The organism is Massilia aerilata (assembly GCF_042656905.1).
Taxonomy (GTDB): Bacteria; Pseudomonadota; Gammaproteobacteria; order Burkholderiales; family Burkholderiaceae_D; genus Telluria; species Telluria aerilata.
Genome location: NZ_JBHSMZ010000026.1, coordinates 170774 through 192948, shown reverse-complemented (window position 1 = coordinate 192948; position 22175 = coordinate 170774). Strand labels below are relative to the sequence as shown.

Here is a 22175-nt window from a genome sequence, read left to right as displayed (position 1 = left end):
GTTTTACGTATCCTTCTCGTTCTACTTGAAGGAATAGAGCGATGCGCCTGCGCCATATCGAAGTTTTCCACGCCATCATGCAGGTCGGCACCATCAGCGGTGCCGCCCAGGTTCTCCACATCTCGCAGCCGGCAGTGACCAAGGTGCTGCAGCATGCCGAGCTGCAGCTGGGCATGCCGCTGTTCGAACGCGTGCGCGGCAAGCTGTATCCGAAGCCGGAAGCGCACCGCCTGTTCGCCGAGACCGAGAAATTGAACCGCGACCTGCAGGGCATCCGCCGCCTGGCCGCCAGCCTGAAAAACCGCGCCGGCGAGACCGTGCGCCTGGTCTCGACGCCGACCATCGCCATCAGCGTGCTGCCGGCCGCCCTGACCGACTGGCGCCGCGATTTTTCCCAGACCCGGTGCGAACTGGCGACCTTCCACACCAGCGAGATCGTGAACGCGCTGCGCCTGGGCGAGGCCGACCTGGCGCTGTCGCTGCAGGACCCGCGCCATCCCGGCATCGAAGCGGAACCGATCGCCGCGGGCAACCTGATGGTGATGGCGCCCAAGGGCACCTGGTCCGAGGAAGAATGCCGTGAACCGATCACGCCGAGCGGCCTCAAAGGAGAATTGATCGGCCTGGCGGACCGCGATCCGCTCGGCGAGATGGTGGTCGCCGCCTGCGAAGCCCAGGACGTGCATCCCGTGTTCCACACCGTGGTGCAGACCTACCAGATCGCCCGCTCGCTGGTCGAGGCGGGCGCCGGCAGCGCGGTGCTCGATCCGTTTACGGCGGCGTCCGCGGCGCGCGACAAGGTGCAATGCCGCCAGTGGGCGCCGGCGATCCCGGTCCAGCTCTACCTGCTGACCGCCAGCCACGCGCCGCTGTCGCATGGCGCGCGCGAGCTGGCCAACTGCATCGGCGCGACCGCGCGCGCATTGTTAGATAAAGGAAGTTCGTGAGTATTACCGGTCCCCTTGGTACAAGCCCGACCATGGTCGCCAGCGAAGACATCGCCGGCGATCCCGAGTTCCGTCACCTCTCCAGCATCGCCGGCATCGCCGTCGACCTGCGTTACGCCACCCCGGATAACTTCATCGGCCGCGACCTGTATTCGCCCTACGACTGCGCCTGGCTGCACGTCGATGCCGCCGCCGCGCTGGAGCGGGTGGTGGCCTGGTTGCATGACAAGCGACCCGGCTGCACCGCCCTGATCCTGGACGCCCTGCGCCCGCAGCGCGTGCAGCAGCAGCTGTGGGACGCGCTGGAAGGCACCGGCCTGCAGATGTACCTCGCGAATCCGGAGCGCGGCTCGATCCACTCCTACGGCATGGCGCTCGACATCACCATCCTCGACGAAGACGGCCGCGAGCTCGACATGGGCACCGGCTTCGACGACATGACCGAACTCTCGCACCCGAAGCTGGAAGAAGGCTTTTTACAGGCCGGCGCCCTCACCGAAGCGCAGGTCGCGAACCGCCATCTGCTGCGCGAAGCCATGTTCCAGGCCGGCTTTGTCGGCATCAATACCGAATGGTGGCACTTCGATTGCGGCGACCGCAACCTGGTGCGCCAGACCTTCCGCCGCGTACTCTGATACCTAAAGGTTCCCGCGCACGCTTGAGCTAACTCATGCGTTCCGCATGAGCGAGCGCGAAAATCGTAGCCTTCACATACGTCCAATGACAGGGAGGCTTGCGATGAGAAGATTGAAAATGGCATGCGCGGTGGCCGCCGTGACGGCAGCCACGCTGGCAGGATGCAGCACCGCGAACGGCAGCAACCCGCTGGCCTCGCGCAGCACGACGGTGGAGTATTACCGCGTATTCGATATCAAGACCGAGGTTCCCGCGCAGACGGTCGCCAGGGCGGCCACCGACGGCATCAACCGCAACGTCAAGGATGCGGTGGTGGCCACGCCGCCCGGGGTCGAGGCGACCGAGCTGCCCGGCCATTTCAAGATCGCCGACCCGACCAGCGCGCCGCCGGGCGAGCCGGTGGCCAAGGGCCCCAGCTGCGACGGCGCTTCCTGGACCGCCAAGGCCACGCCGCGCGTGCGCGGCACCGAGGACATGAACCTGGTCGCCTGCCTGTTCCCGTATAAAAGCGGCTACCACCTCGACATGGTCGCCGTCTTTACCAAGCCCGAAGGCGGCATCATGCAATGGCCGCGGCGCCTGGGCAGCGTCTTCCTGGGCACGCCGGAAAAATTCACCGAGTCGACGATGATGGACCTGGTGCGCGCGATCCGCGAGGGCACCGGCGCCAAGGTCTCGCTGGTGGAGGCGAAACCGGATCTGGCCGGCACGCCCTGGCTGGAACCGGGCGCGAACGCGCAGGCCAGCACGGCGACCGGTTCAGCGACAGCGCCGACCGCCGCGCAGCCGGGTAGTGCGCCTGGCGCAGCGAAGCCGAGTTCGGTGCCTTGAGGCTTTACTGCCTGAGCTGCAGCTGCATGGTCTGCTCGAGCAGCGGAGAACCCGGGCGGATCGGCTCGGGCGCGCCGGTGTTGCCGAAGCCTTTGCGCAGGTAGAGCTGAATTGCCGCCTGGTTGTCGGTCACGACGCCCAGCTGGACGAGGCGGGCGCCAATGGAACCTGCCCAGGCCACCGCTTCGTCCACCAGGGCGGCAGCCACGCCGCGGCCGCGCGCTTCCGGTGCGACCCACATCTGGAACAGGTTGACGATGCCGGCGTCGGCGGCGTCGCACTTGGCCCAGAGCAGGCCGAGCATGGCGCCGTCCGCGCCGGCGTCGGCGGCTTCCGCGACCAGCGGGCAGTCGCGGCTAGAAACCTCGGCGGCGGTCAGGCGCGCCATCCAGAGTTCGTGTGCCCAGGCTTCCTCGGCGGCGTAACTGCTGCCGAAGGCGTTGGGGGCGTCGGCCAGCGAGCGCAGGCGCAGGGCGCGGTAGGCCGGCCACTCGCGGGCCGTGAAGCGGCGGATACGGATGCCGCTCACCGGCGGCCCGGTGCCGGCGTTGTCGGTGCGGACGGCAGAGGCTGGCGCATACCGTCCTGCTCTTGCTGCGGCAGAGGCTGGGGCTGGGGCTGGGCCGGCTGCAGCGGCTGCGCGGGCTGGGCCGGCGGGTTCGCCAGCACGCCTTGCGGGGTCGGCTGCGGCCCCGGCGTGGCCTGGTTCGGCGCGGCCTGTCCCGGCACGGCGAGCACCGGCAGGGCAGGGCCGCCCAGGTGCGCCACCCAGTCGACCAGGCTGTCGACCACGGCGCGGCCGCGGCCGCCGCCCGCCAGGCTGCTGTTGACGAAGGCCACCACCACCAGTTGCTTGCCGGTGGCGTCCGGCACATAGCCGGCCAGGGCCACCACGTTGCTGAGGGTGCCGGTCTTCATGCGCGCGCGGCCGGCCGCCGGGCTGCCGTGCAGGCGGCGGCGCATGGTGCCGTCGACGGCGACGATCGGCATGCTGGACTGGAATTCCGGCGCCCAGGGGCTGCGCAGGCCGGCCAGCAGCAGGCCGCCCATCTGCGCCGGGGTGATCCGCTCGGTGCGCGACAGGCCGGAGCCGTTTTCCAGCACCAGGCCGGTGTCGTTGATGCCGTGGGCGCGCATCCAGTTGCGCACGGCGGCGTCACTGCGCGAGAAGGTCAGCTCGGCGCTGCCGGCTTGCGGGCGGCTGCCCAGCGCCGCGTCGGCTTCGAGCGAACCCAGGCTGAGGAAGACCATGCGCGCCAGCAGGTTGTCGGAGGGTTTATTGGTGTCGCGGACGATTTCCGGCAGCATGCGCGAGAGGTGGGCCGCCAGCTGGCGCGAGCCTGCAGGCGTCGCGCCTTCGATGGTGGTGTCGGAAATGGTCCCGCCCAGGCGTTTCCAGGTTGCGCGGAACAGGCGGTCCACGTATTCCTGGCGGTCGACGACGTTGATCGAATAGCTCTGGTTGCAATTCTTCGGGAAGGTCCCGTGCAGCATGAGCTTGATGCCGCCATTCTTTTGCGGCACGGCTTCCGGCAGCTTCCAGCCGCTTTCCCAATTTTCGCAGTTGGCGTCGATCAGTTTCATGTCGTGCGCGATCGTCACGCCCTGCAGCGCGGGCTGCATCTGCACCTTCAGTTGCGAGCCGGTCGAGCGCAGGTCCAGCTGCAGCATGTTCTTGTTGATCATCGCCGCATCGGGGATGACGTTGTAATAGGCCTCGGGCGACTCGTCGAAAGGCGGCACGCCCAGGTCGGCGCGTGCCGGATTGAACAGCTGGCGGTCGATCACCAGATGGCCCTGGATCTTGCGGATGCCCTGGTAGCGCAGGCTGCGCAGCATGTTTTCCAGGGCCTCGCCGGACAGGTCGACGTCGGCGCCGCCGCGCAGCACCAGGTCGCCCTTCAGGGTGTCGCCCTGCAGTTCGCCGCTGGTGCGCAGCTCGGTCCGGCCGCGGAACACGGGGCCCAGGGTTTCCAGGCCGACCAGGGTGCTCACCAGCTTCATGGTCGAGGCCGGCTGCATGGGGCGGTCGGCCAGGTGGGACAGCACGGTCTGCTCGTCGCGCAGCACCAGCACGCTGATGGCGTCTTCGGCGATGCCGGTCGTGCGCAGCGCCTGCATCACCGGTTCAGGCAGCTGGGCGTGGGCGAACGAAGATGCGGCAAAGGCGGCGGCGAGGGCAAGCGAGCGGAGGCGGAACATGCTGGTCCTTTAGTAAAAATTATCCGAAGAACACGTAGGCCACCGAGATGGCGGCGATGATGCCGGCCAGGTCCGCGATCAGGCCGCAGGAGATGGCGTAACGGGTCTTCTTCACGCCGACCGAACCGAAGTACAGGGCGACGATGTAGAAAGTGGTATCGGCCGAGCCCTGGAAGATGCAGGCCAGGCGTCCGACGAAGGAATCCACGCCATAGGTCTTCATGGCGTCGATCATCATCGCCTTCGAGCCGCTGCCGGACAGCGGCTTCATCAGTGCGGTCGGCAGGGCGGGCGTGAAGGCGGTGTCGATGCCGGCCATGCGGATCAGCCACTCCAGGCCCTGCACGATAAAGCCCAGCACGCCGGAATTGCGGATCACGGAAATCGCCACCAGCATGCCGACCAGGTAGGGAATGATGGTCAGCGAGGTCTGGATGCCGCCCTTCGCGCCCTCGATGAAGGCCTCATAGACATTGACGCCCTTGCGCAGCGCGCCGACGATGAACACGACGATGATGGTGAACAGGATCAGGTTGCTCGTGACCTTGGAGAAGGTCTCGATTTCCGGCTTCGACAAGAAGGTCGTGATGTACCAGATAAAGGTGACGATGGCGGCCGTCATCCCGCCCAGCCAGCTCAGCACGACGCCGTTGAGCAGGTTGATGCGCTGGCGGATGCTGACGGCGATGATGCCGGTGACGGTGGCGACATAGGTCGCGATCATGCAGGGAATGAAGATGTCCGAGGGATCCTTGGCGCCGAGGATGGCGCGCTGGGCCATGATGGCCAGCGGAATCAGGGTCAGGCCCGAGGTGTGCAGCACCAGGAACATGATCTGGGCGTTGCTGGCCGTGTCCTTTTGCGGGTTCAGGGTCTGCAGGCTTTCCATCGCCTTCAGGCCGAAGGGGGTGGCGGCATTGTCCAGGCCGAGCAGGTTGGCCGAGAAATTCATCACCATGTGGCCGGTGGCCGGGTGGTCCTTCGGCACTTCCGGGAAGATGCGCGAGAAGAAGGGCGAGATGACTTTCGCCAGCCAGCCGACCGCGCCGGCCTTTTCGCCGATGTTCATGATGCCCAGCCACAGCGTCATCACCCCGGCCAGCGGCAGGGCGATGTCCATCACGCCCATCTTGGCGGAATCGAAGGTGCCGTCGATGATGCGCTTGAAGATCTCGGTATCTCCAAGGAAGATCCACTGGGCCAGCGCCGCGACGAAGCCAACCAGGAAAAAGCCGATCCAGATGTAATTCAGTGCCATGTGATGTCGTTTGTTCCACCAAGCGCGAGCGTGCGCTCGATTGTGCAGCGGAGAGTATAGGCGCAGCGCAAGCTGCCATGATGAAAGAATGCGCCGAGGCTATGTGAAAAAGTTATGTATTGCTTGCCGCTAAGCGCTCGGCCTATGATAGGAGGATGAAATTCCGCACCCTCGCCGCCGCCGTGCTGGCTTATTCCCTGCTGCACCTGCCCGTCCAGTCCGCTCAAGCCGAAGAAGCCAAGGTCCTGCACATGTTTTTGTCGACCAGCGAAGCCGGCCTCGATCCGGCGGTCGGCTCGGACCTGGCCACGCTGTCGCTGCTGGAAAACCTGTTCGATCCCTTGCTGCGCTACGACTACCTGGCGCGGCCCGTGAAATTGCAGGGCAACACCGCGACCGGCCTGCCGATTGTGGAGGATGGCGGCCGCACCTACACCTTCAAGATCCGTCCCGGCATTTATTTCACGCCGGATCCTGCGTTCAAGGACAAAAAGCGCGAAGTCACGGCCCAGGACTACGTCTACAGCTTCAAGCGCCTGTACGATCCCAGCCTGCATTCGCCCTTCGGCTATATCTTCGACGGCAAATTGCAAGGCGACGAGGCGCTGAAGAAGAATTTCAGCTATGCCACCGAGATCCCTGGCTTGCAGGCGATCGACCGCACCACCCTGCGCATCCGTTTAAAAGAGCCGGACAATAACTTTTTGTTCTACATGGCGATGCCGGCCGCCTCCGTGGTGGCGCGCGAGGTGATGGATGCCTATCCGGGCCAGGCCGGCAACCACCCGGTCGGCACCGGTCCCTTCATGATCGGCGACTGGAAGCACAGCGATCGCATCGTGCTGCTGAAAAACCCGGAATCCAGCGCCGTCTTCCACACCAGCCTGGGCGCCGGCAACGATGCCGCGGACAAGGCGCTGGCCGCCAGCCTCGAGGGCCAGCGCCTGCCGCGCGTGGACCGCGTCGAAGTCAAGATTGCCGAGGAATTCCAGGGCCGCATGCTGGGTTTCCTGAACGGCGAATACGATTACATGGAGCAGGTGCCGGAATCGATGACGGACATGGTCATCCGGGACGGCAAGCTGAAGCCAGAGCTGTCGGCGCGCGGCATGCAGCTGTATCGCTTCCCGGTGCTGCAGACCTATTACATGTGGATGAACATGCAGGACCCGGTGGTCGGCGGCTATGGCAAGGAGAAGGTGGCGCTGCGCCGGGCCATCTCCCTGAGTTATAACAATGCCGAGGATATTGCCCTGCTGAAGAAGGGCTTCGCCATGAAGGCCGATTCGCCGCTCCCATCCGGCGTGCTCGGTTACGACCCGGACTATCACAGCCCCGTACCCTACGATCCGGCGCTGGCGAACGCGCTGCTCGACCGCTACGGCTACGGCAAGCGCGATGCCGACGGTTTTCGCCGCCAGCCGAACGGCGAGGCGCTGACCCTGGCGATGAGCAGCGAAGCCACCGTCGGCGGCCGCCTGCGCGACGAGTTGTGGAGAAAATGCCTGAACGCAATCGGCCTGCGCGTGGTGTTCAAGTCGGACAAGAAGCCCGAAATCATCAAGGCCTCGCGCCTGGGCAAGGTGCAAATGTTCGAAAGCAATTGGGTGGCCGACTTCCCGGACGGCGACAATTTCTACCAGCTGCTCTACGGCCCCAACGCGGGCCGCGCCAATTATTCCCGCTTCAACCTGCCGGCCTACAACGAACGCTACGAGAAAGCGCATGCGCTGCAGGACGGCCCGGAGCGCCAGAAGCTGTATTTCGAGATGAACCAGCTGATCCACGCCTATAACCCGTGGGTGCTGCTGAGCCATGTTTTATCGGCTGATATTCGTCAACCGTGGTTGAAAAACTACAAACGCCATCCCGTGGAATTCACGCAATGGCGTTATTTGGACCTCGATGTTGCAGAAAGAGCACGCGCTACCCCAGTGAAATGAAAGTTTGCGTTAGATTTTCCCTAGCAAAACATTCCCTGTAGTTATACTCGATTCCGGATTTTTCATTGGAACGCGCAAATACGTCCGCGTACCCTCGGAATTAATAATAACGTAATGCATTGACATTACTTGACAGTAAAACTATCCCAAGACAAACGTCGCAGCACTACCAAGGAGAGACGCGTGAAGTTAAAGAAGTTAGCACAGATGATTGCCCTGATCGGCATCGTCAGCCCAGCCATCGCACAGGAAGCGGAGCAGGCGAAACCGATCCAACGCGTCGAGATCACCGGTAGTAGCATCAAGCGCATTGCCAAGGAAGGCGCACTGCCGCTGGAAATCATCAGCCGCAAGCAGATGGAAGACCAGGGCATCGTCACCGCCGAGCAGCTGATCGCCAACCTGAACGTCAACGGCAACGGTTCCGATAACCTGGCCTCGAACTCCGACGTCACCACCGGCGCCCAGCGCGGCAACAACGGCGCCTCGAGCGCCAACCTGCGCGGCCAGGGCGCCGACTCGACCCTGGTGCTGCTGAACGGCCGCCGCGTGGCGACCTACGGCATGAAAGGTTCGGCGGTCGACCTGAACTCGATCCCGTTCGCCGCGGTGGAGCGCGTCGAGGTGCTGAAGGACGGCGCCTCCGCGATCTACGGTACCGACGCGATCGGCGGCGTGATCAACTTCATCACCAAGAAGAACTACCACGGCCTGGAAGCCAACGTCTTCGAAGACGCTACCCAGCACGGCGGCTCGAACATCGCACGCGCCTCCCTGACCGGCGGCTGGGGCGACCTCGACAAGGACGGCTACAACCTGCTGGTGACTGGCGCCCGCGCCGAGAACAATGCCCTGAAAGGCAGCCAGCGCGACTTCGTGAATGCCTTCCAGCCGAACCGCGGCGTGTCGGTGGATACCCGCGGTTCGCCGTTCGCCAACGTGTTCGGCGTGTCGCCGACTTCGTACGGCAAGACCCTGCTGGGCACCAATGCCAGCGGCGTGGCGCTGCCGGGCGGCACCACCCTGTACAACGGCATCAGCGTGCTCGACCTGCCGGGCGGCAAGGGTTGCAACAGCATCGACGGCATGCAGGCCTATGACGAAAAACTGTGGGACACCCCGGGCGCCGCTTACGGCTGCGCATGGGACACGGGCCGTGCGGCCGTCCTGCAGCAGCCGGTGACCAGCAACAACGGCCTGGCGCGCCTGACCATCCAGCGCGGCGAGCACCAGTTGTTCGCCGAACTGGTCGGTTCGCAAGTGACTTCGAAGAAGAGCTTCTCGCCGAACCAGATTTCGCCGTCGACCGTCAACTTCCCGTACAGCTCGTTCTACCCGAGCACCGGCTCCGCCTATAACATGGTGTACAACGAGCTGGTCAAGGTGTTCCCGAGCATCGCCGCCAACTACGGTTCGCCGATCGCCTACCGCTGGCGCTGCATGGAGTGCGGCAACCGCGAGATCGAGACCGAAAGCAAGGCAGGCCGCCTGCAAGTCGGCGCCGATGGTCCGCTGACCCTGTTCGGCCGCCGCTTCGACTACCGCATCGGCGCATCGAAGGCCTACAGCGAAGCTGAATCGCACCTGGGCAAGGGCTACAACTACACCGTCGCCCTGGCGAATGCACTGGGCACCGGCATCATCAACCCCTTCCTGCTGCCGGGCGAGAAGCAGAGCCAGGCCGCGATCGACCTGATCAACAGCACCTCGGCCGAAGGCGTCACCATGTACGGCGGCCGCACCACCCTGACCCAGGCCGACGCCGCGCTGTCGGGCGAGATCTTCAACCTGCCGGCCGGCGCCGTCATGGCCGCACTCGGTACCGACCTGCGCCGCGAAGGCTACTCGTTCAACGGCGATGGCCGTGCAGCAGCGGCCCGTCCGGCCATCCTGAACGCGCCCTTCGACGACCAGAACGCACTGAACGAGAAGACCCGCGACATCAAGGCGGTGTACTTCGAATTCCTGATCCCGGTCACCAAGTCGCTGGAAGTGAACATCGCCGGCCGCCAGGATCATTACTCGGGCTTCGGCAACACCTTCAACCCGAAGTACTCGTTCCGCTTCCAGCCGATCGAGTCGCTGCTGTTCCGTGGTTCGTACAACACCGGCTTCCGCGCACCGTCGTTCAACCAGCTGTTCAACGGCGTGACCGAGTCGCAGTATGCCGGCAAGGACCTGGCCGATCCGGCCAAGTGCCCGACCCTGAAGGTCGACAGCACCAAGCCGGGCTGCGAATCGATTACCCCGGTGATTTTGACGGGTGGCAAAACTACCCTGGGTCCGGAAACCGCCAAGCAAGGTACCGTTGGCGTCGTGTGGCAGCCGCTGGCCAATTTCTCGATGAACGCCGACCTGTGGGAAATCCGCAAGCAGAACACGATCGACTCGTTCACGCTGGCGACCATGACCGCGAACTACGGCCTGTTCAAGGACCAGTTCCTGCGTGACGCTTCCGGCAACCTGATCGCCGTCGACCAGCGCTGGGTCAACGCCGGTGAGCGCATCACCCGCGGCCTGGAACTGGGCGCCCGCACCAACGGCAAGCTGGGCCAGGGTACCTGGAGCGCGAGCATCGACGGCACCCGCCTGCTGGAGAAGAAGTCGCGCGCCACCACGACCAGCGATTTCGGTCCTAGCGAAATCGGCAAGTTCCTCTTCACCGGCGATCTCGGCCTGAAGTGGAAGCACACCGCCTTCGTGACTTACAAGCAGGGCGACTGGAGCACCACGCTGACCAACGTCTACCGTGCAGGCTACAAGGACCAGGTGCTGCCGGGCGTGGCCAACGGTGTCGTCAAGCCGGTCGACCTCGATCCGGACGTCAAGCCGTACTCGATCTTCCACCTGAGCCTGAGCTATACCGGCGTGCCGGGTACCACGATCACGGCCGGCATCAAGAACCTGCTGGACAAGGATCCGCCGTTCGCGATCACCTACGACAGCAATTCGGGTGCAGGCAGTTCCTGGGAGCCGCGCGTAGCGGACCCGCGTGGCCGTTCGTTCACCCTGATGGTGAACCACAAGTTCTTCTGATCGGCTGCAAGCGGAACAGCAGCGGCCCGTTGACCGGGGAGCCAGCCTCCCCGGCCCGCGGGCCGTTTTTCATTGTTTAATCTGGACGCCAACGGACATGTCTAACTTCAGCAGGCGCGATTTTGCGAAGCTGGCGGCTGCCTCCATGCTACTGCCGGCGTCATTCCCCAGCGCTGCGGCCAAACGTCCGCGTACCTCTCCCATGCAACACCTGATCAAACCCCCGCGCCTCAAGAAAGGCGACCTGGTCGGCCTGATCGCGCCCGGCGGCTACACCAGCGACGCCTCGATTCAGAAGGCCGTGAAAAACATCGAGGCGCTGGGCTTCCGCGTCAAGCCGGGCAACTACCTGCGCGAGGTCTGGGGCAATTACGGCGGCACCGTGGCCGCCCGCATCGCCGACCTGCACGGCATGTTCCGCGATCCCGAGGTAAAAGCCATCTGGGCGATCCGCGGCGGCTCCGGCTGCATCTCGCTGCTGAAGCACCTGGACTTCGACCTGATCCGCAAGCACCCGAAGATCCTGCTCGGCTACTCGGACATCACGGCCCTGCACCTGGCCATCCACCGCCATGCCGGCGTGGTGACTTTCCACGGCCCGGTGGCATCGAGCACGCCGTCCGAGTATTCGAACGAGCACATGCTGGCGGTGCTGATGGACCCGCGCGCCAGCTACACGATTCCGATGGCGCAGGAGAATGCGCGCCGCGCCCTGCTGGAACCGCAGTATGCCGTCCGCACCGTGCATGGCGGCACGGCGACCGGTCCGCTCATGGGCGGCAATTTGTCGCTGGTGGCCGCGCTGGCCGGCACGCCGTATGCCGCCGACTTCAAGGACAGCCTGCTGTTCATCGAAGAGGTCAACGAAGAACCCTACCGCATCGACCGCTGGATGACCCAGCTCGACCTGGCCGTCGGCCTGGATCAAGCGGCCGGCGTCATGATCGGCATCTGCGAGAACTGCGGCCCGCAGGGCAACGGTTCCTCATTGACGCTGGACGAGACCCTCGATGTGCACCTGCAGCCGCTGCACGTGCCGGCGGTGAGCGGCTACTCCTTTGGGCACATCCGCAACCAGTTCACGATGCCGGTCGGCGTGCGCGCGACCCTTGACACCGAGCGGCAGACGTTGACCTTGCTGGAGCCGGCGGTCAGCTGATTACTTGGCCTTTGCTTCGAACACGAGGCAGGTCGTGGTCGCATGCGCGATCAGCCGGCCTTGCGCATCGACGATCTTGCCCTCGGCGGTGGCCAGCTGGCGGCCGCAGTGCAGGACCGTGCCGATCGCGCGCAGCGGGCCGCCATCCAGGCGCGCGCCGCGCACCAGGTTCACGCTCAACTCCGCCGTCGTATAGCCCTGGCCTGGCTCCAGCATGGTCTGCACCGCGCAGCCGACCGCCGAGTCGAGCAGGGTGGCGTACCAGCCGCCGTGCACGGTGCCCATCGGGTTCAGGTGTTTTTGCTGGGGCGTGCCCTGGAAGGTCGCCTGGCCGCGCTCGACCTTGACCAGATAGAAATCCAGCGTTTCCGCGATGGGGGGATAGGGAAAGTGGCCCTCCAGCAAGGCCTGCATGATGTCCAGGCCCTTCATCTCGCGCGCCTGCGCGATGGGGACCACGCCGGCGTGCGCGCCGTTGTCCTTTGCGCGGGCGCGGACCGCGTCCAGCTCCTGCTGCCATTGTTCGATCGTCGCCTGTGCGTCCATGCTGCTCCTTCTTGTGTTGTGCGTAGGGTGGGCACCCTGTGCCCACGTGTGGCGTTGAAAGAAGCATTCTGCACTGCCGCCGCAAACTCTGCTGGCGACGGCTTCAGGCGCCGAGCAGCGCCTTGCAGCGGCTGACCAGGAATTCGCGCAGCACCCGCACCGCCGGCGACACCTGCTTGCGGTTCGCCACCAGCATCGTCAGCGGCGCGTTGACGCCTTCCCACGCCGGCAGGATCAGGCGCAGGCGGCCGCTGGCCAGGTCCGCATGCACGTCGATGCGCGAGCGGTAGCAGATGCCGAGTCCCGCCAGCGCCCAGCGCTTGACGATTTCAGAATCGTCGGCCACCCGGTCGCCCTGTACCGCGACCTCGATCTCCTCGTCGCCCTTGCGGAAGCGCCAGCGGTCGTTGACGCTTTCGTCCAGCATGAAACAAAGGCAGTTGTGGTCCGCCAGCTCATGCGGGGAGGCCGGCACGCCGCGCCGCGCGAGGTAGGCGGGCGAAGCGCACAGCACGCGCCGGTTCTCGGCCAGCAGCGGCAGCGCCACCATGCTCGATTCGGGCGGCACGCCGAAGCGCAGCGCGATGTCAACCGGCTCCCGATAAATGTTGGCGAGGCGGTCGGTCAGCTGCAGGCGCAGTTTCACGCCGGGGTAGCGCGCCTGGAAATCGTTCAGCCAGGGTAGCACCACGTGGCGCCCGAGGTCGGAGGGCATCGAGATCTGCAGCTGGCCTTCGATGGCGTCCTGGCCGGCGCGCAGCTCGTCTTCCGCTTCGCGCAGGCCGTCCAGCAGCGCCTTGCTGCGCCCGAGCAGGCGTTCGCCGGCCAGGGTCAGGCGCATGCTGCGCGTGCTGCGGACGAACAGCGCCACGCCAAGATCGGCCTCCAGGCGCTTCAGGCTGGCGCTGGCGACGGCCGGGGAGGTGTCGAGCATTCTCGCCGCGCTTGATAAGCTGCCGTGCTCGGCGGTGGCGACGAAGGTGGCGAGGTCCTGCAGGTTGCGGATTTTCAAAGGAATATTGAAAGTGATTTCGGGATTGCCCAGTTTATCAAAAAGCCCCGGCTGGTCAGAATGGCATCCATCGAAACCTTACTCAGCTCAGGAGCCCTTCAAATGAAAGCCATCGGATACCAGAACAACCTGCCCATCGATCAAGTCGAATCGCTGGTCGACATCACGCTGCCCGACCCGGCCGCCCAGGGCCACGACCTGCTGGTCGAGGTGCGCGCCGTGTCCGTCAATCCGGTCGACACCAAAGTGCGCAAGAGCGCCAAGCCGGAAGGCGATGGGTGGAAGGTGCTGGGCTGGGATGCGACCGGTATCGTCAAGGCGGTCGGCCCGGACGTGACCCTGTTCCAGCCGGGCGACCGTGTCTGGTACGCCGGCTCGATCGCCCGCGCCGGCAGCAACAGCGAGCTGCAGCTGGTCGACGAACGCATCGTCGGCCGCATGCCGGCCTCGCTGGATTTCGGCGCCGCCGCGGCGCTGCCGCTGACCGGCCTGACAGCCTGGGAAATGCTGTTCGACCGCCTGCAGGTGCCTCGCGACGATAGCGGCAAGGGCAAGACCCTGCTGGTGATCGGCGCGGCCGGCGGCGTCGGCTCGATCCTGGTGCAGCTGGCGCGCCAGCTGACGCAGCTGACCATCATCGCCACCGCCTCGCGTGCCGAAACGCGTGAATGGGTGCGCGAGCTCGGCGCCCATCACGTGATCGATCACAGCAAGCCGCTGGCCGCGGAAATCGCCGCCGCCGGGCTGCCTGCACCGGCGTATGTGACCAGCCTGACCCATAGCGACGTCCACTTCGACCAGGTGGTCGAGGCCATCGCGCCGCAGGGCAAGTACAGCCTGATCGACGACCCGGCGACGCCGATCGACATCATGAAATTCAAGCGCAAGGCGATTTCGCTGCATTGGGAGCTGATGTTCACGCGTTCGCTGTTCAATACTGCGGACATGATCGAGCAGCATCGCATTTTGAACCGCCTGGCGGAACTGGTGGATGCGGGGACGGTTCGGACGACGGCCAATGAGAACTTCGGGCGGATCAGTGCGGAGAACTTGCGGCGGGCGCATGCGCTGATCGAGTCGAACACGGCGCGGGGGAAGATTGTGCTGGAGGGGTTCTGAACTAGCGCAGCTGGTAGCTCATATAGCTGAGATCAAGACTCTCCCCATCGATCTCCAGCATGTCCTCGATCCGCGCCGTCATCGTGAACCCTGCACGCAGGTAGAGCGCGACGGCCGGATCTTCACAGCGCCCGCGCGATCAGGATCTTCTGGATGCCGCTGGTGCCTTCATAAATCTGGCACACGCGCACGTCGCGGTAGATGTGTTCGACCGGGAAGTCGGCCACGTAGCCGTAGCCGCCGAATACCTGCATCGCGCTGGAGACGACGCGCTCGGCCATCTCGGAGGCGGATAGCTTGGCCATCGCGGCTTCCTTCAGGCAGGGCAGGCCCGCGTCCTTCATCGATGCCGCGTGCAGGATCAGCTGGCGCGCGGCTTCGATCTGCATCGCCATCTCGGCCAGGCGGAACTGCACGGCCTGGTGGTCGAAGATTTGCGTGCCGAAGCTCTCGCGCTCCTTGGCGTAGGCCAGCGCCGCTTCGAAGGCCGCGCGCCATGTCGACCGATTGCGAGGCGATGCCGATGCGGCCGCCCCAGACCGGACAAGGCGATCTTTTAGCCTTCCCCCCATTTCGCCGATCAGGTTATCAAGTGGGGCGGCACTTATCAAACACGATCTGCGCCGTGTCGGCCGAGTGCTAGCCCATCTTGTCCATGATCCTAGTCATAGCTTCCTGGGGATTGCCTGAGGGCCACCCACACCCGCCTAATCCATGCCACGAATTTGGTGATTACCGTACCGGCGAACTCAGCTTCGCCAAATCACTCATGCAGGCCATGCCAATGACGCTCTGACGATCTTCGACCGCGCAGACTTTGATTCCTAAAGGAATAAAAATTGCCCATGGTCAATCTTCTCTTGTCAGCTCTTTTTACAATCAAGTCGTAACTTCCTTAAACCTTGACTTTGGAGCGACCATGCGAGTTATGTCTATTTTCTTTGCCGCCACCGCGCTGCTAGCGACTGCAGTCGCAGCACATGCTGAAAGCGGATCGACCAAACTGCAACGTGCCAACACCGAACATATGTATCAAATACGCGGTACGTACCTGCTTAGTGACGGCCGCAAGGTCAATCTCTTCTTACTGCATGACAGGCTTTACGCACAAATCGCGCATGACCAACGGAAAGAAATCCTGCAGGCGAATCAAACCCAATTTGCATCGCGCGATGGCACGATCTTAATCCAATTCGGTCCTGAGCTCGATACAAGTAACATCGAGCTCGTACAAGCTTTTGGCATTGTTCCTCAGGACGCGATTCGTGTTGCTGTCAACATGCGATCAGATCAAGGAAGAGCCGACTAACATTGCGTAAAAAGAGGTAGGCGACGCTCGCTACTCCACTATTACTTTGCTTCTTTCAGGTAATTAGCGCATTTAGTGGGCAAAGGATTCACCAAAAACGCCGGCCTTGAGGATTGGCGTTTTTGCTTTAACCGTACCTAAAAATTATCTCTAAAAAGCATTTTTAGAAGCAGCTCAAGCACAGCCAAGTTGCGGAGGTTTCGCCAATCTACCAGCTTGCCTGATTAGCATGGAAGCTAGAGATAGCGCTCATTGCGGGGCAAGAAGACTGCAGGTGCTCGGTCACACGGTGAAGCTGATGGCGACACAGTTTGTCAAACCCTACGTCAAAAAGAACAAGCACGACGTTGCTGATGCAGAAGCGACTTGCGAGAGCGTCTGACGGTTGAGCATGCCGTTCATGCCAGTTAAGAATATCGAGCAGCAGGCAGTACGAGCGTTATATCGGTAAGGCGGGGCTAGATCAAGGCAAGGACGGTATTTCGAGGAAGATATGAGATCACTCTCGTTCCCGGTAAACGTCAGCGCAGCTGGTAGCTCATATAGCTGAGATCGAGACTCTCGCCATCGATCTCCAGCATGTCCGCAATCCGCGCCGTCATCGTGAACCCTGCACGCAGGTAAAGCGCAACGGCCGGATGGTTCTCCGACAGCACCTCGAGATCGATCCATTTGAGGCCATCCTCACCGCGCGCCCAATCGACCGCGGTGCTCAAGAGCTGCGCACCCAGCCCGTGGCGGCGGTAAGCGCGATGCACCCCCATCCCCAGCATCGCCCGATGCCGCGCCCCTGGCTCCGGCCGCGCACGCAAATCGACGTGCCCCGCAATCGAACCACGCGCATCCAGCGCCAGCCACAGGCGGCGCCAGCGCGGCTGGCCGACCGGGATTGCGACGCCGTCGACGAAGGAGGCTTTCAAGCCCGGCGGCAGCGACGACTGTGCGCGCGACAAGGGCTGGAACAGCGGCACGCCATCGCGGCCGTTGTCGCGCAAATGGTCTTCGAGGTAGACGAAAAAGGCCGGCAAATCGGCCGCATCCGCCGGCCGAATGTTTACAGTCACAGCGCCCGCGCGATCAGGATCTTCTGGATGTCGCTGGTGCCTTCGTAGATCTGGCACACGCGCACGTCGCGGTAGATGCGCTCGACCGGGAAGTCGGCCACGTAGCCGTAGCCGCCGAACACCTGCATCGCACTGGAGACGACGCGCTCGGCCATCTCGGAGGCGAACAGCTTGGCCATCGCGGCTTCCTTCAGGCAGGGCAGGCCCGCGTCCTTCATCGATGCCGCGTGCAGGATCAGCTGGCGCGCGGCTTCGATCTGCATCGCCATCTCGGCCAGGCGGAACTGCACGGCCTGGTGGTCGAAGATTTGCGTGCCGAAGCTCTCGCGTTCCTTGGCGTAGCCGAGGGCCGCTTCGAAGGCCGCGCGCGCCATGCCGACCGATTGCGAGGCGATGCCGATGCGGCCGCCCTCCAGGCCGGACAGGGCGATCTTGTAGCCTTGTCCCTCTTCGCCGATCAGGTTTTCAAGCGGGATGCGGCAGTTCTCGAACACGATCTGCGCCGTGTCCGACGAGTGCTGGCCCATCTTGTGCTCGATGCCGGCGACGATGTAGCCGGGGGTATTGGTCGGCACCCAGAACGCGCTGATGCCTTTCTTGCCGGCCGCTTTATCGGTGACGGCCATGACGATGGCGACGTCGCCGTTCTTGCCGCTGGTGATGAACTGCTTGGTGCCGTTGATGACGTATTCATTGCCATCGCGGACGGCGGTCGTGCGCAGCGCGGCGGCATCGCTGCCGGTGTGCGGCTCGGTGAGGGCGAAGGCGCCCAGCATCTCGCCTTGCGCCAGCGGGCGCAGCCATTTTTCCTTTTGCGCCTCGTTCGCGTACATCATCGCGATCGAGCATACCGGGCAGTTGTTGACCGAGATGATGGTCGAGGTGCCGCCGTCGCCGGCCGCGATCTCTTCCAGCACCAGGGCCAGCGACACGTAGTCGAGGCCCGCGCCGCCGTACTGCTCCGGCACGGCCACGCCGAAGGCGCCCAGCTGGGCCAGTTCCTTCAGCTCCTCTTTCGGGAAATGCTGCTCGCGGTCCCAGCGCGCTGCGTTGGGCGCCAGGCGCTCCTGCGAATAGCTGCGCAGGGCGTCGCGGATCATCTGGTGTTCTTCGCTCAGGATCATATGTCTCGTGTGTCGTTATCGTTGTCTAGTAGAGGTTCACCAGGCGATCGGTGTACCGTCGTGGTTCAGGAAAGAGCCGTGCTGCGAGCGGTCCGCGCCGGCCAGGGTCGCGCGCAGCGTGCGCACGCTTTCCTCGACGCTGAGCGGCGCGCCGGCGCCGCCCATGTCGGTCTGCACCCAGCCCGGGTGGAAGCTGATGCAGGTCACGCCCTGCGGCCCGAAGCTCAGCGCCGCATCCTTCAGCACCGAGTTCAGCGCCGCCTTGCTGGCGCGGTACAGCGAACCGCCTGCGCCGGTGCGCTCGCCGATCGATCCCATGCGCGAGGAGATCACCGCCAGCCTGCCGCGCGCGTTCGCCACCAGCGGGCCGATAATCGGCAGCAGGCGCATCGCCGCCAGCACGTTGGTGTGCATGACCTCGTCGAACTCCTGCTGGGTCGGGAAGCCGTCATGGCGCGGGCCGTAGACGCCGGCCACCAGCCAGGCGTGGTCGATCTTCTCGTCGTCCAGTTTCCAGCCCAGGCCGCCGATCGCTTCCGGATTGGTCACGTCGAGCTCGTGCGCCTCGGCGCCGAGCTGGCGCAACTCTTCGCAGTCCTGCGGCTTGCGGGCGGTGGCGATCACGCGCCAGCCGTCGGCGCGGTACTGGCGGACCATTTCGTGGCCGATGCCGCGGGATGCGCCGATGATGAGAGCGGTGGACATGGAAAACTCCTTGGTTCGTCGGTGACGGGAATCCGTCACCATACCGCGAAATCGGACGGGCCGTCGTCCGTAGGGTGGGCACCCCGTGCCCACGCAAACGTCGACGGTCCGCATCCGTCACGCGTGGGCACGGTGTGCCCACCCTACGATTACACCATCTCGATCGCCATCGCCGTCGCTTCGCCGCCGCCGATGCACAGCGACGCCACGCCGCGCTTGCCGCCGGTCTTCTTCAGCGCGCCCAGCAGGGTGACGATGATGCGCGCGCCCGAGGCGCCGATCGGGTGGCCCAGGGCGCAGGCGCCGCCGTGGATGTTGACCTTGCTGTGCGGGATCTCGAGGTCGCGCATGGCGGCCATCGGCACCGCGGCGAAGGCTTCGTTGATCTCGAACAGGTCGACGTCGCTGGCCTTCCAGCCGGTCTTCTTGAACAGCTTCTGCATCGAGCCGATCGGCGCGGTGGTGAACAGGTTCGGTTCCTGTGCATGGGTAGCGTGGCCGACGATGCGGGCGATCGGGGTCAGACCGAGTTCCTTGGCGGTCGATTCGCGCATCATGACCAGTGCGGCGGCGCCATCGTTGATCGACGAGGACGAGGCGGCGGTCACGGTGCCGTCCTTCTTGAAGGCCGGGCGCAGCGACGGGATCTTGTCGATCTTGGCCTTCAGCGGGCCCTCATCCTTGTCGATGACCTGCTCGCCCGCGCGGCTGGCGACGCTGACCGGCGCGACTTCCCATGCGAACGAGCCGTCGTTGTTGGCGGCTTGCGCGCGCTTGACGGATTCGATCGCGAAGTTGTCCTGGTCTTCGCGCGAGAACTGGTAGGTGGCCACGCACTCTTCGGCGAAGGTGCCCATCGAGCGGCCTTCGCCGGTCTTCTCGTTGCGCGAGTAGGCGTCTTCCAGGCCGTCCAGCATCATGTGGTCGAACATCGGCGCGTGGCCGATGCGGTAGCCGCCGCGCGCCTTCGGGATCAGGTAAGGGGCATTGGTCATCGACTCCATGCCGCCGGCGACGATCACGTCGGCGCTGCCGGCTGCCAGGGCGTCGTAGCCGAAGATCGCGGCCTGCATCGCCGAGCCGCACATTTTAGACAGGGTCACGGCGCCGGTGGACATCGGCAGGCCGGCCTTGATCAGCGCCTGGCGCGCCGGGGCCTGGCCCTGGCCGGCCATCAGGCAGTTACCGAAGTAGACGTGTTCGACCTTTTGCGGATCGACGCCGGCGCGCTCGACGGCGGCCTTGATGGCCACCGCGCCCAGGTCGCTTGCGGTCTTCGAGGAGAAATCGCCCTGGAAGGCGCCCATCGGGGTACGGGCTGCGCCGACGATAACGACTGGATCATTCATTGTGTGTGCTCCAAAAAGGAAGGTGACGGACTGGCCGCCGGGTTGGATTGTTGAAAACGGATCTGCTGCGCATACGGGAACACGTCTTCGACGATGCCCGCCTGGATGCGCTCCTTGTGCGACTGCCACCAGGCGCGCGAGAGCAGCTCGGCGTGGTGCTGCATGAAGATGGTGCGGATGTTCGGATTTCCAAGCAGGAAGCGCTCGAACTGCTCGGGAAAGACGTCGTGCCTGCCGATCGGGTACCAGGGCTCGGCCGCCATCTCGTCTTCTTCGTTGCGCGCGGCCGGGATGTCACGGAACTGGCAGTCGGTGAGGTACTCGATCTCGTCGTAGTCGTAGAACACGACGCGGCCCTGGCGGGTCAGGCCGAAATTCTTGTACAGCATATCGCCGGGGAAGATATTCGCCGCCACCAGGTCGCGGATCGCATTGCCGTATTCGATCACGCCATGCTCGAGGCGGGCCTGGTCGCCGCTGCGCTCGGCCTCCTGCAGCCAGATATTCAGCGGCGCCATGCGGCGCTCGATGTACAGGTGCTTGATGACGATGCGGTCGCCTTCGACCTCGAGCAGCGAGGGCGCGTCGCGGCGCAGCTGCTCCAGCAGGCCGTCCGGGAAGCGCGCCAGCGGGAAGGCGACGTCCGAGTATTCGAGGGTGTCGGCCATGCGGCCCACGCGGTCGTGGTGCTTCACCAGCAGGTATTTTTCCTTGATGTTCTCGCGCGTGGTGTCCTTCGGCGGCGGGTAAAAATCCTTGATGACCTTGAACACGTAGGGGAAGGACGGCAGCTCGAACACCAGCATCACCAGGCCGGGGATGCCGGGGGCGATGCGGAATTCGTCCGAGCTGTGCTTCAGGTGCTGCAGGAAGTCGCGGTAGAACAGGGTCTTGCCCTGTTTCTGCAGGCCGAGCACGGTGTAGATCTCGCTTCTCGGCTTGTTCGGCATCAGGCTGCGCAGGAACTGGACATAGGCTGAGGGGACTTCCATGTCGACCATGAAGTAGGCGCGCGTGAACGAGAACAGGGTCAGCACCTGGTCCGGCTCGGTGAGCACGGTGTCCAGAACCAGCTGCCCGCGGCCGTCGTGCAGCACCGGGATCACGAAGGGATATTCGCGGGCGCCGTCGATGGCGCGGCCGACGATGTAGGCGCCCTTGTTGCGGAAGAATAGGTTAGCGAGCACCTGCAGCTGCTGGTCCGGTTCCGCCTGGTCCAGCCCGAACTGCTCGCGCATGCGCCGCTCGACCAGGGCGACGTCGCGATCGAGGCCGGCGAAGGGGCGGGCCAGCTGGAAGTTGGTGACGATGCGGCGCAGGGCGCCGTGCAAACCGTCCGCGGCCGGATAGTAGACGCGCCAGGTCGGCTGCGGCTCCTCGGTCTCGATGTACTCGGTCGAGACGGCCGGGCGCACGAAGATGAACTCGTTGCGGTAGTAGCTGCGGTGCAGCAGCCGGCAGCTGACGGAGTTAAAAAAGCTCTCGGCCAGTTCCGGGCGCTTGTGGCCGGTGAGCAGGCCGATGTAATGGAGCTTGGTTTCGCGCCAGGTGGCGTCGTCGAGCTCTTCGGGCGCGTAGTCGTCCTCGAGGATGCGCACGCATTCCTGCACGCGCTTGTCGTAGAAGTCGATGCGCTCGCGTGCGGCGCGCTGGGCGGTGGCCCAGTCGGCTTTTTCAAAATAGGCTTTGGCCGCCTGGCTGGCCTGGCGGAACAGCGCGTAGTGGCGGTCGAAGCCGTCCAGGATGGTTCGCGCGATGTCGAAGGCGATCTGCGACGAGAGCAGTTTGGGAAAACTTGCCTGGGTCATCGGTTCATGTCGCGCGGTGGGAGGGGAGAAGGTTATTGTAATGCTGCCCCGTCGTCCCCGCGCAGGCGGGGACCCAAGTTTGCATGCGTTACGACGACTCAAGCGGAACTTGGGTTCCCGCCTCCGC

The 22175-nt window shown here is 64.5% G+C and carries 18 protein-coding genes and 2 pseudogenes; 9 read left to right on the top strand and 11 right to left on the bottom strand.

What is annotated here, in order from left to right; all coding sequences use genetic code 11:
* Positions 1 to 41 precede the first annotated feature (41 nt).
* The 3 genes from ACFPO9_RS26090 to ACFPO9_RS26080 all read left to right on the top strand — a co-directional run bounded on the left by ACFPO9_RS26090 (position 42) and on the right by ACFPO9_RS26080 (position 2414).
* Positions 42 to 947, top strand: coding sequence for a LysR family transcriptional regulator (locus ACFPO9_RS26090; RefSeq protein WP_379777006.1), 906 nt, complete (start codon positions 42 to 44; stop codon positions 945 to 947).
* 32 nt (positions 948 to 979) lie between these two features.
* Entirely contained in the window at positions 980 to 1582 is a 603-nt protein-coding gene (locus ACFPO9_RS26085) for a M15 family metallopeptidase (protein ID WP_379777003.1), read from the top strand.
* A 103-nt stretch (positions 1583 to 1685) separates the two neighbouring features.
* A complete protein-coding gene (locus ACFPO9_RS26080) occupies positions 1686 to 2414 on the top strand; it encodes a hypothetical protein (RefSeq protein ID WP_379777001.1) in 729 nt (242 codons plus the stop codon).
* A 4-nt stretch (positions 2415 to 2418) separates the two neighbouring features.
* Here the strand turns inward: ACFPO9_RS26080 and ACFPO9_RS26075 are convergent, their stop codons facing one another.
* The 3 genes from ACFPO9_RS26075 to ACFPO9_RS26065 are packed head-to-tail and all read right to left on the bottom strand — an operon-like array spanning position 2419 to position 5874.
* A complete protein-coding gene (locus tag ACFPO9_RS26075; protein WP_379776998.1) occupies positions 2419 to 2943 on the bottom strand; it encodes a GNAT family N-acetyltransferase in 525 nt (174 codons plus the stop codon).
* A complete protein-coding gene (gene dacB, locus ACFPO9_RS26070; RefSeq protein ID WP_379776995.1) occupies positions 2940 to 4616 on the bottom strand; it encodes a D-alanyl-D-alanine carboxypeptidase/D-alanyl-D-alanine endopeptidase in 1677 nt (558 codons plus the stop codon). Before dacB ends, ACFPO9_RS26075 begins: the two co-directional genes overlap by 4 nt.
* 19 nt (positions 4617 to 4635) lie before the next feature.
* A complete protein-coding gene (locus ACFPO9_RS26065; protein WP_379776992.1) occupies positions 4636 to 5874 on the bottom strand; it encodes a nucleoside recognition domain-containing protein in 1239 nt (412 codons plus the stop codon).
* 155 nt (positions 5875 to 6029) lie between these two features.
* Between ACFPO9_RS26065 and ACFPO9_RS26060 the strand changes: the two genes are divergently transcribed.
* From ACFPO9_RS26060 to ACFPO9_RS26050, 3 genes are all read left to right on the top strand, one after another.
* Entirely contained in the window at positions 6030 to 7817 is a 1788-nt protein-coding gene (locus ACFPO9_RS26060; RefSeq protein ID WP_379776990.1) for an ABC transporter substrate-binding protein, read from the top strand.
* Between the two features lie 207 nt (positions 7818 to 8024).
* A complete protein-coding gene (locus tag ACFPO9_RS26055; protein WP_379776987.1) occupies positions 8025 to 10853 on the top strand; it encodes a TonB-dependent receptor domain-containing protein in 2829 nt (942 codons plus the stop codon).
* A 202-nt stretch (positions 10854 to 11055) separates the two neighbouring features.
* Positions 11056 to 12012 (top strand): S66 peptidase family protein, encoded by a 957-nt coding sequence (locus ACFPO9_RS26050; RefSeq protein WP_379776985.1) that lies wholly within the window; start codon positions 11056 to 11058, stop codon positions 12010 to 12012.
* Here the strand turns inward: ACFPO9_RS26050 and ACFPO9_RS26045 are convergent, their stop codons facing one another.
* Together ACFPO9_RS26045 and ACFPO9_RS26040 are read right to left on the bottom strand one after the other, a co-directional pair.
* The gene (locus tag ACFPO9_RS26045; protein WP_379776982.1) at positions 12013 to 12558 is read right to left on the bottom strand and encodes a PaaI family thioesterase; all 546 of its coding nucleotides are present in this window, start codon (positions 12556 to 12558) and stop codon (positions 12013 to 12015) included.
* Between the two features lie 103 nt (positions 12559 to 12661).
* Positions 12662 to 13564, bottom strand: a complete 903-nt coding sequence (locus ACFPO9_RS26040; RefSeq protein ID WP_379777651.1) for a LysR family transcriptional regulator — start codon at positions 13562 to 13564, stop codon at positions 12662 to 12664.
* 108 nt (positions 13565 to 13672) lie between these two features.
* Between ACFPO9_RS26040 and ACFPO9_RS26035 the strand changes: the two genes are divergently transcribed.
* Positions 13673 to 14689, top strand: coding sequence for a zinc-binding alcohol dehydrogenase family protein (locus ACFPO9_RS26035; protein WP_379776980.1), 1017 nt, complete (start codon positions 13673 to 13675; stop codon positions 14687 to 14689).
* 122 nt (positions 14690 to 14811) lie between these two features.
* Here the strand turns inward: ACFPO9_RS26035 and ACFPO9_RS26030 are convergent.
* Positions 14812 to 15352: pseudogene (locus ACFPO9_RS26030) on the bottom strand (acyl-CoA dehydrogenase family protein); the annotation flags it as partial.
* 256 nt (positions 15353 to 15608) lie between these two features.
* Between ACFPO9_RS26030 and ACFPO9_RS26025 the strand changes: the two are divergent.
* Complete coding sequence (locus tag ACFPO9_RS26025) at positions 15609 to 15998, top strand: hypothetical protein (RefSeq protein ID WP_379776977.1); 390 nt, start codon at positions 15609 to 15611, stop codon at positions 15996 to 15998.
* Between the two features lie 199 nt (positions 15999 to 16197).
* Positions 16198 to 16446 (top strand): annotated as a pseudogene (locus ACFPO9_RS26020) (IS110 family transposase); the annotation flags it as partial.
* A gap of 73 nt (positions 16447 to 16519) precedes the next feature.
* On the opposite strand, the gene ACFPO9_RS26015 reads toward ACFPO9_RS26020, so the two are convergent.
* From ACFPO9_RS26015 to aceK, 5 genes are all read right to left on the bottom strand, one after another.
* The gene (locus ACFPO9_RS26015; RefSeq protein ID WP_379776974.1) at positions 16520 to 17062 is read right to left on the bottom strand and encodes a GNAT family N-acetyltransferase; all 543 of its coding nucleotides are present in this window, start codon (positions 17060 to 17062) and stop codon (positions 16520 to 16522) included.
* The gene (locus tag ACFPO9_RS26010) at positions 17059 to 18186 is read right to left on the bottom strand and encodes an acyl-CoA dehydrogenase family protein (RefSeq protein ID WP_379776971.1); all 1128 of its coding nucleotides are present in this window, start codon (positions 18184 to 18186) and stop codon (positions 17059 to 17061) included. The genes ACFPO9_RS26015 and ACFPO9_RS26010 overlap by 4 nt, the downstream gene beginning before the upstream one ends.
* A gap of 36 nt (positions 18187 to 18222) precedes the next feature.
* Positions 18223 to 18891 (bottom strand): SDR family oxidoreductase, encoded by a 669-nt coding sequence (locus ACFPO9_RS26005; RefSeq protein WP_379776967.1) that lies wholly within the window; start codon positions 18889 to 18891, stop codon positions 18223 to 18225.
* Positions 18892 to 19040: 149 nt separating this feature from the next.
* Complete coding sequence (locus ACFPO9_RS26000) at positions 19041 to 20240, bottom strand: acetyl-CoA C-acyltransferase (protein WP_379776964.1); 1200 nt, start codon at positions 20238 to 20240, stop codon at positions 19041 to 19043.
* On the bottom strand, positions 20237 to 22048 hold the full coding sequence (gene aceK / locus ACFPO9_RS25995) for a bifunctional isocitrate dehydrogenase kinase/phosphatase (RefSeq protein WP_379776961.1): 1812 nt from the start codon (positions 22046 to 22048) through the stop codon (positions 20237 to 20239). Before aceK ends, ACFPO9_RS26000 begins: the two co-directional genes overlap by 4 nt.
* Positions 22049 to 22175: the final 127 nt, after the last annotated feature.